Genomic DNA, 11,353 nt, shown 5'->3' on the forward strand with positions numbered 1-11,353 from the left:
GCCCTGGCGGTCACCACCAAGACCCGTGCCGCGTCCAACCCCGACGTGCCGACCGTGGCCGAGCAAGGCTATCCCGACTACGAACAATCGGCCTGGAGCGCGCTGGTCGCGCCCGCCGGCACGCCCGCGCCCGTCATCGCCCGCCTGAACACGGCGATGAACCAGGCGCTGCGTTCGGACAACGTCAGCAAGGAATTGCGCAGCCGCTCCCAGGAACCCCTGGGCGGCGCGCCGCAAGACGTACAGACCCAGATTCGCAAGGAGCTGCCCAAATGGGAAGGCATCATCAAGGCCGCCGGCACCACGCTGGATTGAACCCGAACGCCGCACGAACGGGAGCCCCCGCATGGCCACGGTAAGCCGCGAGGACTTCTCCTGCGCCGCGGCGACCAACGCGTCGGCCTACCGGCGCGTCACCATACCGATGCTGCGGATCGAGGCGGGGCCAGGCCCCGCCGTCGCCTTGATGGCGGGCGTGCATGGCGACGAATGGGAAGGCCAGGCCGCCATCCTGGAACTGTGGCGCCTGCTGCCCGGCATCCTGCGGCGCGGCACGGTCTATCTGCTGCCCGCGGCCAACGCCGAGGCCTCGCTGGCCGGCACGCGCCTGTCGCCCTCGGACGACGGCAACCTGAACCGCGCCTTCCTGGGCGCCCCCGCACGCGGCTACACGGAAAGCGTGGCGGCCGCGCTGGAAGCCCGGTTGTTGCCCCGCATACAGGCGCTGGTGGACGTGCACAGCGGCGGCGCGTCGCTGCGCTACCTGCCTTCATCGGTGATCACGCGTTACGGCAACGATGCCTACGACGAACGCCTGCCCGCTCTGGCGCGCGCCTTCGGGCTGCCCGATTGCATGTTCTTCCGCGGCACCGAGCCGGGCTCCATGCCGGCCGCCGCCAGTCGTCACGGCGTACTGCGCCTGAGCGCTGAAATCGGCGGCGGACGCGAAACCAGCCAGGCGCTGGTCGACCGCTGCCGCGACGGCCTGCTGGGCTGCCTGGGCGAACTGAGCCTCTTGCCCGACCGACCTCCTGCGTTAAGGCCCGAAGTCAGGCTCTACGACCTGGACGCGCCCGCCGCCACCCTGCGCGCCAACGAAGCCGGCGTATTCGTGCCTGCCGTCGGATTGGGACAAATGGTCGGTGCGCGCCAGCGCGTCGGCCAACTGATGGAACCCGCCCGCCCCGACATGCCGGCGCGGACCCTGACCAGCCCGCAGGCCGGCACCGTCGTCTGCCTGCGCTCCATCGCCCGCAGCGACGACGGCGATTGCCTGCTGCAGGTGGCTCCCGCCCTTCCCCTTGATTCTCTTGCTTCGAAGTACTGACACATGCAGATGAACCCTAGCTTGTCCGGCCTGCGCTGCATCCGCTGCTCCAGCCTGTGGCCACCCGCCGATTACCCCGAAGGCTGCCCCAGCTGCCTGGAAGCTGGCCACCCTGCCGGCCTGGAATGCCTCTACGAACCTTCCACGGACCACGCCATGCCCCTGCCGGTGCTGGACGCCGTCACGCTGGGCGAAGGCGCCACCCCCTGCCTCGCCGCGCCCGCGCTGGCCCAAACCGAGGGCGTAGGCCAGCTGTGGCTGAAATGCGAAAGCGCCAACCCCACCGGCAGCCACAAGGACCGCATGGCGGCCCAGCTGGTGTCGCGCGCGCGCCTGGCGGGCGCCACCCGCGTGGCGGCCGCATCCAGCGGCAATGCCGGGGTCTCGCTGGCCGCCTATTGCGCCGCCGCGCGGCTGGAGGCCGACATCGCCATCACCACCAACTGTCCGCCCTTGCAGCGTGAGGCCATGCAGCGCTTTGGCGCCCGTCTGACCGCCTTCGAGGACAGCCTGAGCCGCTGGCCCCACGTCGAGAACCTGTGCCGCAACCATGGCGCCTTCGCCGGCACCAACTATCTGAATCCGCCCGTGGGCACCCATCCCTACGGCGTGGAAGGCTACAAGCCCATCGCGCTGGAAATCCTGGAAACCTGCGGCGTGCCCAGCGACATCGTCGTGCCCACCGCGCGCGGCGACCTGCTGTGGGGGATTTTCCTGGGCTGGCAGCATCTGCTGCAAAGCGGCCGCATCGCCCGCCTGCCCCGCCTGCACGCGGTGGAGCCGTACGCCCGTCTGTCACGCGCCCGCGCTACCGGCGACGCACGCAAGCAATGGGACGGCGTGACGGACCAGTATTCGATCGCGGGCAGCACCAGCACGCTGCAATCGCTGGAAGCCTTGTCGCGCTCGGGCGGCACGCCCGTGGAGATATCAGACGCAGCGGCCGCGCAAGCGCAGCAGCGGCTGGAACGCATGGGGCTGGCGACCGAGCTGTCGTCGGCCGCGGCGCTAGCGGCGGTGGCGCGCCTGCGCCGCTCGGGCCTGCTGGACGCGGAATCGTCTGTCGTGCTGATCGTGACCTCGGACGGGCGCCGCGGCTAGCTTCCCGGAACAGGACACTAGACGCCGAAGCTGTCCACCAGCGGCGCCAGCGCGCCGCGCAGGCAGGTCGCCCAGAACTTGCCGGCTTCGGACAAGGGGCGGCTGCCGTGCAAGATCATGTGGCATTCGAAATGCACCGGCGCGGCCAGCGGACGATAGCTCAGGCCCGCCGCCGCCATGCCGACCGCCGTGGCCGGGTTGGCGATGCCCACGCCGTGCCCTGCCAGCGCCAATTGGCACACGGTGCTGGAATATGGCGTTTCGATCGCCACCTTCAGGCTCTGCCCCGCTTGCGCCAGCAACGCGTCCAGGCGCTTGCGCGAGCCGTCCTCGGCGTTCAACGCGATCACGTCGGCGTCGGCCAAGTGCGAAAACTCCACCTGTTCCAGCCGCGCCAGCGGATGTCCCTTGGGAAAAACCGCCACGGCGCGCAGGCTGGCCAGCCGGTGCCCGCGCAAGCCTTCCAGTTCGGACTCGTCGGCGACAGCAGCCAGGTCGAGTTCGCCCGACACCACCATGTCGCGCAGGGTGTTGGAGTCGCGGATCTGCAGATACAGTCCGGTGTCCGGAAACCGGGTTCGGAAGCGCGCAATGGTGTCGCTGATGATCGCGCCGCTGTAGGCATGGATGCAGCCGACGCGCAGCCGCGGCTGCGCCGCGCCGCGGATCGCGCGGATCTTGCGGCCCAGGCTTTCCAGGCCGACGTTCAGGCGGCGGATTTCTTCATAGAGCAGAGTCGCTTCGGGCGTGCGCTGCATGCGCTGGCGCACACGCTCGAACAGGCGCAGCTCGATGCTGGCTTCGAGCGCGGCCAGGGTCGCGCTGACGGTGGCGGGCGACACGTCCAGCCGCCTGGCGGCGGCGGTCACGCTTTCCGTTTCGTAGACGGTGCGAAAGGTCTCGACCTGCTTGAGCGTGAAGGTCATGGCCGGCTCGCGATGCGCTCAGATGCGCTGCAGGTCCATCAACACGCGGCGGGTCGACAAGGGCCGGCCCGCCAGGATTTCGGCCAACCGTTCGCGCAGGTCTCGGCGCAGCGCCGGCTCGATCGCCGGATCGTCGAAATCGGGCGGCGCTTCGTCCACGCCATAACCGGTTTCGCGCAACAGCGTCCATTCAAAACGTCGCAGCGCCCCCGCCGCGCGGGTGCCGCCGGACAACTGCTGCAAGGCGAAATCGTAGGCGTCGTACAGCAGAGGGTGAGCATCTTCGCGCGGCAGCAGCCGCAGCAATAGCTCGTTCATGTACCAGGCCGACATCAACGCGGTGCCTGTCAGCGGCCGGATGCCGGCGATCTCGGCGCGGGTCAGGGTCTTGACCTCGCCATTGCCGGTCCACGACAACAGCAGCGGCTGGAACGCGGACAGCACCGGACGCAGCACGGAATACGGGCGCTTGGCGCCCTTGGCGACCATGGCCACACAGCCATGGTCGCGGGAGAAAGTCTGAACGATAAGGGAAGTCTCACGCCACGCAGTGGCGTGCAACATATATCCGGGTCGATCCTGGACGCGGGGCGCCCGTCTACTCATAGCCCAGATCGCGGAGCGCACCCTCGCGGTCAGACCAGCCCTTGCGCACCTTGATGTAGACCTCGAGGTGCACCGGCTTGTCCAGCAGCTTGGCGATGTCCTGCCGCGCCTCCGTGGCAATGCGCTTCATGTGCATGCCGCCCGTGCCCAACAGGATGGGCTTGTGGCTGTCGCGTTCGACCACCACGCAGGCATTGATGCTGGCGCCCTTGCTGGTCTCTTCCCATTGCTCGATGACGACGGTACAGCCGTAGGGCAGTTCGTCGCCGACCAGGCGGAAGATCTTCTCGCGCACCAGTTCGGCGGCGATGAAGCGCATGGGGCGGTCGGTCAGCGTGTCTTCCTCGAACATCGGCTCGCCTTCCGGCAGGCGCGACGCGATTTCCTCCAACAGCTGATCCAGCTGCTGGTTCTTGGTGGCGCTGACAGGCACCACGGCGCCGAACGGATGCAGCGCCATGATCTTGGACACGAAGGCGAACAGGTCGTCGCGGTTCTTCAAGGCGTCGATCTTGGACACGACCAGGATGGTGCGTTCCGGCGCGGGCAACAGCGGCAGCAGCTTGGCGTCGCCCTCAGACCATTTGCCGGCTTCCACCACATGCACCACCACGTCCACGTCGGCCAGGGCCTGCGTGACCACGCGGTTCATCATGCGGTTCATGGCGCCGCCGTGGCGGGTCTGGAAACCGGGAGTGTCGACGAATACGAACTGCTCGTGCTCACGCGTCAGCACACCGTGGATGCGGTGGCGCGTGGTCTGCGCCTTGCGCGACACGATGGAAATCTTGGAACCGATCAGGGCATTCGTCAGGGTGGACTTGCCCACGTTGGGGCGGCCAACAATGGCGACGAAGCCAGTACGAAAAGGGGTATCGCTCATTTAGTCTCTTGAGCCACTGCCACCGGCAGCGACAATTGCGCGGTTTTGCGCGCCTTGCCCGACTTGCGGGCAGCCTTGGTCGCCGGGCTGACGGCCAATGCGGCCTCCAGCGCCAGCTTGGCCGCCGATTGCTCGGCGGCGCGGCGGCTGGCGCCAGGCGCCATCACCTTGATCTCGAGCGCCGGAATGGCGCATTCGACTTCGAACTGCTGGCTGTGGGCCGCGCCATGCGTGGCCACCACCGTATACACCGGCAGCGCCAGCTTGCGGCCCTGCAGGAATTCCTGCAGCAAGGTCTTGGCGTCCTTGCCCAGGGTCTTGGGATCGACGGAGGCCAGCACCGGCTGGTACTGGCGCACGATCACGCGGCGCGCGGCATCGAAGCCCGCGTCCAGGAAGACGGCGCCGAACAGGGCCTCGACCGTGTCCGCCAGGATGGAAGGACGGCGGAAGCCGCCGCTCTTCAATTCGCCTTCGCCCAGGCGCAGGTACTGCGACAGCTCCAGCCGCTGGGCGATGTCCGCCAGCGAGGCCTGCTTGACCAGATTGGCGCGCAGGCGCGACAGATCGCCTTCGTCGATTTTGGAATAACGCTCGAACAGCATCGCCGCGACGACGAAGTTCAGCACGGAATCCCCGAGGAATTCCAGGCGCTCGTTGTGGCGCGCGCCGTGGCTGCGATGCGTCAGCGCCTGTTCGAGCAATGCCGGATCACTGAAGTGGTGATCCAGGCGGTTTTCTAGCGTGGCTAGCGACATAATCAATTGAAGCGGCCGATGCGGCTGAGATCGCTGAAATTCATCCAGATGAAGAACGCGCGGCCGACGATATTGGCTTCCGGAACGAAGCCCCAGTATCGACTGTCGGCGCTGTTATCCCGATTATCGCCCATGGCGAAAAACTGCCCCTCGGGTACTTTGCAGCGTACCCCATTACGGCTGTATTGGCAGTTTTCCCGGTTGGGAAATTGCCACATTGCCCCGTATTCCTGCGGCTTACCCTCATCCAGCAGGATCTTGTGCTCAATTTCGCCCAACTTCTCTTTATATTGCGCAATATAGGAGACACGATCCGGCTCGAAATAGTCGCCGTCGCGCACATGCGGCACCAATTCACCGTTGATGTAGAGCTTTTTGTCCAGGTAGGCGATCTCGTCGCCCGGCAGGCCCACCACGCGCTTGATGTAGTCGACGTCCGGATCCACGGGGTAGCGGAACACGAACACATCGCCGCGCTGGGGCTTGCCCACCTCGATGATCTTCTTGTCGATGACCGGCAGGCGCAGGCCGTAGCTGAACTTGTTCACCAGGATCAGGTCGCCCGACTGCAGGGTCGGCAGCATGGAGCCCGACGGAATGCGGAACGGCTCGACCACGAACGAGCGCAGCATGAACACGAACAGAATGACGGGGAAGAAGCTGACGGCGTATTCGATCCACCACGGCATGCGGCGCGCGGCGTCGCCGGCTTCGCGGCGCAAACGCTCGGCTTCCTGGGCGTCGCCGACCAAGGCCGTATCGTATTGCGCCATCGCCGCCTGGGCCCGGCGTTCGCGGCCCTTGCGCAGCACTGCCAGATCAAGCACCCAGATAATGCCGGTCAACACCAGCAAAACAAAAAGAATCAGGGCAAAGTTCCAACTCATCAGCTAACCGCCTTCTTTGGGTTCTATTTGTCTTCCACTTGCAGGATGGCGAGGAACGCCTCCTGCGGAATTTCCACACTGCCCACCTGCTTCATGCGCTTCTTGCCGGCCTTCTGCTTTTCCAGCAGCTTCTTCTTGCGCGAGATGTCGCCGCCGTAGCACTTGGCCAGCACGTTCTTGCGCAGCGCCTTGACGTTTTCACGCGCGATGATTTCAGCGCCGATGGCGGCCTGGATCACCACGTCGAACATCTGGCGCGGAATCAGGCCGCGCATGCGCGTGACCACGTCGCGGGCGCGATGGCGCGCGTTGCTGCGGTGGACGATCACGGCCAGCGCATCGACGCGGTCGTTGTTGATCAGCAGGTCCACGCGCACCACGTCGGCCGAGCGGTACTCCAGGAACTCGTAGTCCATCGAGGCGTAGCCGCGCGATACCGACTTCAGCTTGTCGAAGAAGTCCAGCACGATCTCGGCCAGCGGAATCTCGTACACCAGGTGCACCTGGCGGCCGTGGTAGCTCATGTTGACTTGCGAGCCGCGCTTGTTATTGCACAGCGTCATCACAGGACCCACGTAGTCCTGCGGCATGAACAGCGTGACCTTCACGATGGGCTCGCGGATGTCGGCGATCTTGCCCACTTCAGGCATGCGCGACGGGCTTTCCACCGTGATCACCGAACCGTCGCGCTGTTCGACTTCATACACCACCGACGGCGCGGTGGTGATGATGTCCATGTCGAATTCGCGCTCCAGGCGTTCCTGCACGATTTCCATGTGCAAGAGACCCAGGAAGCCGCAACGGAAGCCGAAGCCCAACGCCTGCGACACTTCCGGCTCGAACATCAGGGCGGCGTCGTTCAGCTTGAGCTTGTCGAGCGAATCGCGCAGTTGGTCGTACTCGGAGCTTTCCACCGGATACAGGCCGGCGAACACCTGCGGCTTCACTTCCTTGAAACCGGGCAGCGGCGTGGCGGCGGGCTTGTTGGCCAGGGTGACCGTGTCGCCCACCTTGGCGTCTTCCAGCTGCTTGATGCCGGCGATGATGAAACCGACCTCGCCCGCCGACAGGTGCGGACGCTGCTGCGACTTCGGCGTGAACACGCCGGTCTGCTCGCACAGGTGGGTGGCGCCCGACGCCATCAGCAGGATCTTGTCCTTGGGCTTGAGCACGCCGTTGATGATGCGCACCAGCATCACCACGCCCACGTAGTTGTCGAACCAGGAATCGATGATGAGCGCCTGCAGCGGCGCGTCCGGATCGCCCTTGGGAGGCGGCACGCGGGCGACGACCATCTCCAGGATCTCGTCGATGCCCATGCCGGTCTTGGCGCTGGCCAGCACCGCCTGCGACGCGTCGATGCCGATCACGTCCTCGACTTCCTGGCGGGCGCCTTCGGGATCGGCCTGCGGCAGGTCCATCTTGTTCAGCACGGGCAGCACTTCCACGCCGAGCTCGATGGCGGTGTAGCAGTTGGCCACGGTCTGGGCTTCGACGCCCTGCGAAGCATCCACCACCAGCAGCGCGCCTTCGCACGCCGACAGGGAACGGCTGACTTCATACGAGAAGTCCACGTGTCCCGGGGTGTCGATCAGGTTCAGGTTGTAGACCTTGCCGTCCTGCGCCTTGTAGTGCAGGGCCGCGGTCTGGGCCTTGATGGTAATGCCGCGTTCGCGCTCGATTTCCATGGAATCGAGAACCTGGGCCGACATCTCGCGATCCGCCAATCCGCCGCAGCGCTGGATCAGGCGATCGGCCAGGGTCGATTTGCCGTGATCGATGTGGGCAATGATGGAGAAGTTGCGAATATGCTGCATGCTTGAAATTATAAGGGACGGAACACTCGGCACAAGGCCGGAAGACACCGCCGCCGGAATACGCACGGCTGACGAGGAGGGTGCCAACGGGCCTGGCCCGGGCAAAACAAGGGGGCGCCATGCGCCCCCTCTTGCGGCAACCAGCCATTTTAGCCGGTCTTGAGCCTTTTTTCTGCGAACCGGGGGGACGGGCCCGGCATTACTTCGATGCCGGCACCGCCACCCACTGCGTCTGGTCGCCGCGGCGCACCAGCAGCCCGGCCGCGCGGCCCTTGTCCAGCTTGGCCACGAGTTCGCCGAACTGCTTGGCGCCCGTGACGTCGGTGTCGTTCAGGGCCAACACGATGTCGCCTTCCTGCAGGCCGGCCTTGCCGGCAGCGCCTTCGGCGACCTTGACCTGGACGCCGCCCTTGATGCGCAGCTTCTTCTGCACGTCGGCCGGCACGTCGACCACGCCCAGGCCCAGCGCATTGGTGACTTCCGGCACCGGCGCCGCGCCCTTCTTGCTGGCGGACGCGGCCTTCTCGGTCGGGATTTCGCCAACCTTGACCGACAGAGTCAGGTTCTTGCCCTTGCGCCACACTTCCATGTCGGCGCGCGTGCCCGGCTTGGTTTCGCCCACGATGCGCGGCAGATCGGACCAGCGCTTGATGGGTTCGCCGTTGAACTTGAGGATCACATCGCCCGGCTGCACGCCGGCCTGCTCGGCGGGACCTTCGGCTTCCACGCTGCTGACCAGCGCGCCCTCGGCCTTGGGCAGGCCGATGGCTTCAGCCACGTCCTTGCCCACCTCGCCGATCTGCACGCCGACGCGGCCGCGCGTAACCTTGCCGGTGGCGCGCAACTGGTCCACGACGCGCATGGCTTCGTCGATCGGGATGGCCAGCGAAATGCCCATGAAGCCGCCGCTGCGCGAGATGATCTGGGAGTTGATGCCCACCACCTCGCCTTGCAGGTTGATCAGCGGACCGCCCGAGTTGCCCGGGTTGACCGCCACATCGGTCTGGATGAACGGCAGGTATTCGCCGGTATCGCGGCCGATGGCGCTGACGATGCCGGACGTGACGGTGGAATCCAGGCCGAACGGCGAACCGATGGCCAGCACCCACTGTCCCTTCTTGAGCTTCTTGGGATCGCCGATGACCAGCGGCGTCATGTCCTTGGCTTCGATCTTGATCAGCGCCACGTCGGTGCGCTCATCCGTGCCGATGACCTTGGCCTTGAACTCGCGGCCGTCGGTCAGCGTAACGTAGATGTCCGTCGCGTCCACCACCACGTGGTTGTTGGTCAGGATGTAGCCGTCGTCCGAAATGAAGAAGCCGGAACCGACGCCGCGCGGCACGGTGCGCTCTTCGGGCTGAGAAGGCTGCGGACGCTGGCGCGGCGAGGGGCCGGGCTGGCCGCCGCCACCGGGAGGCTGGAATTCGGGACCGAAGAACCAGCGGAACAGTTCGTAGGGATCGTTGCCGCCGCCAGGCCCCATGCCGCGCACCGGCACCGTGGCCGTGGTGCGGATGTTGACGACGGCGGGATCGGCCTTTTCGACAATGCTCGTGAAATCAGGCAGCGTCACCGCTGGCGCCTGGGCGACCGCGGCAGGCACGTAAGCGGCGGACATCATGACACTGGCCGCCGCAGCCACCAGAAAGCGCCGGAAAAATGCATTCGACACTGTCATTGCTTTCATAAGTGTTACTCCGAAATTGCTGCTTGCCACACCCGGCCGATCACTTGGACTCGGCTGGGGGAGCTGCTGCCGCAGGCGCGGCGGGCACATACTCAGTGGCTTGCGCCAGCTGCTCCAGCGTCGCGACGGGCACTTCGCCCACGGCGGTCAGCCAGAAATCAGCGATGCGCGTGCCATAAACCGTAATCGCCCCGCGCTGCGCGGCGCCGTGGGGAGGACGGTGGCCGCGCTGGCTGTCGTAGGGTTCGATGAACACGGAAATGGCTGCCAATCCGTCGGACAATACCATCTGATTGACCGTGACGCCCTTCCCCATCGAACGGGCCACCTGCATGACCGGCTTGAACCCCTTGGGCGCCGGGATGCGCCAGCCCTGGGCGGCCAGGTCCACGGGCTTCATCGAGGGTTCCAGCACTTTCCAGTCGCGCGTGCTCCAGCGCGAGGTCAGCAACTGGGGATCGACTTCCGGGCCCAGCCGCAGCGAGGTGAACGAGACCTGTTCGACCACGCCGCGGGCGGCGTTCAGCGTCTGGGCCTTGAGCAGCAGATTGGTTTCGACGTCCGCGCACAGGCGGTAACCGTAGCGCAGCTTGTCCAGCGGTTCGATCGTGATCAGGCGGCACTCCCGCCCGGCCACTCGGTGCAGGGCGGATTCGGCGCGAATCTTGTAGTGCTCGGACAGATTCGCCGCTTCTCCCAGCAGCAGGCCGGGGAAGCGGTCGCCGCGGCGGCGCTCCAGCAGCACGGTCTTGCGCTCAGGGATCAGGCACTGCACGTCTTCGTTGTGGCGCAGGTACTCTCGGGGCTGGCCGTCGAGGATTTCCAGGCGTTCGCGCTCGCCGGTGCCGTCCATGACGTGCACCAGGCGCGAGGACTGGATCGTTTCGCCCTGCTGGTACATGAAGACGCCCGCGTAGTCCTGCTTGCGGGCGGCTTGTTGGATGCGGGTCAGCAACTGGACCACGTCATCGGTGGCCGCAGGCGTCGCATCAGCGGCGCGCGCGGGTTCGTGCGCGGCCAGGAAAGCGGTCAGAAGTGTTGCGGCAAACCAGCTGACGCGGTGAGCCTGCAGCGTGGCGGTCCGACCCAGCACCGGCCAGCGCGATGGAAGCACCAACGCCATCAGCGTCCCACTCCGGTGTCGAAGGACACCTGGCGCACGGCGCTGGGGCCGGCCATCTGGCGATGCGCCTCCAGATAGTCGCGCAGGCCCGTATCGTCGGCGCTCGCCGCCGGCGTGGTGCTGGCATCGGCCAGCACACGCACTTCAGTGGCGGGCTCACCGGTCAGGTAGGGCTGCGCCACCCAGGCGACAGTCGCGACCGCCGCGGCCACGGCCAGGCCGGACAGGCCGACACGCA

General features: G+C 66.3%; 11 protein-coding genes and 1 pseudogene. 3 read left to right on the forward strand and 9 right to left on the reverse strand.

Annotated elements, in window-relative coordinates; all coding sequences use genetic code 11:
* The 3 genes from VIR09_RS01015 to VIR09_RS01025 form a co-directional block, all read left to right on the forward strand.
* On the forward strand, positions 1 to 315 hold a 315-nt coding region (locus VIR09_RS01015; protein ID WP_332010892.1), incomplete at its 5' end, for a Bug family tripartite tricarboxylate transporter substrate binding protein.
* A 31-nt stretch (positions 316 to 346) separates the two neighbouring features.
* Positions 347 to 1,327, forward strand: a complete 981-nt coding sequence (locus VIR09_RS01020; RefSeq protein ID WP_332010894.1) for a succinylglutamate desuccinylase/aspartoacylase domain-containing protein — start codon at positions 347 to 349, stop codon at positions 1,325 to 1,327.
* A 3-nt stretch (positions 1,328 to 1,330) separates the two neighbouring features.
* Positions 1,331 to 2,428 (forward strand): pyridoxal-phosphate dependent enzyme, encoded by a 1,098-nt coding sequence (locus VIR09_RS01025; protein WP_332010898.1) that lies wholly within the window; start codon positions 1,331 to 1,333, stop codon positions 2,426 to 2,428.
* 17 nt (positions 2,429 to 2,445) lie between these two features.
* Here the strand turns inward: VIR09_RS01025 and VIR09_RS01030 are convergent, their stop codons facing one another.
* The 9 genes and pseudogenes from VIR09_RS01030 to VIR09_RS01070 all read right to left on the reverse strand — a co-directional run.
* A complete protein-coding gene (locus VIR09_RS01030) occupies positions 2,446 to 3,354 on the reverse strand; it encodes a LysR family transcriptional regulator (protein WP_332010901.1) in 909 nt (302 codons plus the stop codon).
* A gap of 18 nt (positions 3,355 to 3,372) precedes the next feature.
* Positions 3,373 to 3,960 carry a DNA repair protein RecO gene (recO, locus tag VIR09_RS01035; protein ID WP_207470133.1) on the reverse strand — a complete coding sequence of 196 codons (588 nt, stop codon included), beginning with the start codon at positions 3,958 to 3,960 and terminating at the stop codon, positions 3,373 to 3,375.
* Positions 3,953 to 4,843, reverse strand: coding sequence for a GTPase Era (gene era, locus VIR09_RS01040; protein ID WP_175209284.1), 891 nt, complete (start codon positions 4,841 to 4,843; stop codon positions 3,953 to 3,955). The genes recO and era overlap by 8 nt, the downstream gene beginning before the upstream one ends.
* Positions 4,840 to 5,601 (reverse strand): ribonuclease III, encoded by a 762-nt coding sequence (gene rnc / locus VIR09_RS01045; protein ID WP_042792396.1) that lies wholly within the window; start codon positions 5,599 to 5,601, stop codon positions 4,840 to 4,842. The genes era and rnc overlap by 4 nt, the downstream gene beginning before the upstream one ends.
* Positions 5,602 to 5,603: 2 nt before the next feature.
* A complete protein-coding gene (gene lepB, locus VIR09_RS01050) occupies positions 5,604 to 6,488 on the reverse strand; it encodes a signal peptidase I (RefSeq protein ID WP_332010907.1) in 885 nt (294 codons plus the stop codon).
* 23 nt (positions 6,489 to 6,511) lie between these two features.
* Positions 6,512 to 8,305, reverse strand: a complete 1,794-nt coding sequence (lepA, locus tag VIR09_RS01055; RefSeq protein WP_332010909.1) for a translation elongation factor 4 — start codon at positions 8,303 to 8,305, stop codon at positions 6,512 to 6,514.
* 199 nt (positions 8,306 to 8,504) lie between these two features.
* Complete coding sequence (locus VIR09_RS01060) at positions 8,505 to 9,992, reverse strand: DegQ family serine endoprotease (protein WP_332010912.1); 1,488 nt, start codon at positions 9,990 to 9,992, stop codon at positions 8,505 to 8,507.
* A gap of 40 nt (positions 9,993 to 10,032) precedes the next feature.
* Complete coding sequence (locus tag VIR09_RS01065) at positions 10,033 to 11,115, reverse strand: MucB/RseB C-terminal domain-containing protein (RefSeq protein WP_332010915.1); 1,083 nt, start codon at positions 11,113 to 11,115, stop codon at positions 10,033 to 10,035.
* Positions 11,115 to 11,353: pseudogene (locus VIR09_RS01070) on the reverse strand (hypothetical protein); the annotation flags it as partial. The pseudogene VIR09_RS01070 and the gene VIR09_RS01065, both read right to left, overlap by 1 nt.

The sequence above is a fragment of the Achromobacter sp. genome (genome assembly GCF_036567245.1).
GTDB lineage: Bacteria > Pseudomonadota > Gammaproteobacteria > Burkholderiales > Burkholderiaceae_B > Achromobacter.

Bases quoted from the DNA above. Each gene is read 5' to 3' on its own strand.
- VIR09_RS01020 (WP_332010894.1), top strand. From the start codon at position 347: ATGGCCACGGTAAGCCGCGAGGACTTCTCCTGCGCCGCGGCGACCAAC.
- VIR09_RS01025 (WP_332010898.1), top strand. From the start codon at position 1,331: ATGCAGATGAACCCTAGCTTGTCCGGCCTGCGCTGCATCCGCTGCTCC.
- VIR09_RS01030 (WP_332010901.1), bottom strand. From the start codon at position 3,354: ATGACCTTCACGCTCAAGCAGGTCGAGACCTTTCGCACCGTCTACGAA.
- recO (WP_207470133.1), bottom strand. From the start codon at position 3,960: ATGAGTAGACGGGCGCCCCGCGTCCAGGATCGACCCGGATATATGTTG.
- era (WP_175209284.1), bottom strand. From the start codon at position 4,843: ATGAGCGATACCCCTTTTCGTACTGGCTTCGTCGCCATTGTTGGCCGC.
- rnc (WP_042792396.1), bottom strand. From the start codon at position 5,601: ATGTCGCTAGCCACGCTAGAAAACCGCCTGGATCACCACTTCAGTGAT.
- lepB (WP_332010907.1), bottom strand. From the start codon at position 6,488: ATGAGTTGGAACTTTGCCCTGATTCTTTTTGTTTTGCTGGTGTTGACC.
- lepA (WP_332010909.1), bottom strand. From the start codon at position 8,305: ATGCAGCATATTCGCAACTTCTCCATCATTGCCCACATCGATCACGGC.
- VIR09_RS01060 (WP_332010912.1), bottom strand. From the start codon at position 9,992: ATGAAAGCAATGACAGTGTCGAATGCATTTTTCCGGCGCTTTCTGGTG.
- VIR09_RS01065 (WP_332010915.1), bottom strand. From the start codon at position 11,115: ATGGCGTTGGTGCTTCCATCGCGCTGGCCGGTGCTGGGTCGGACCGCC.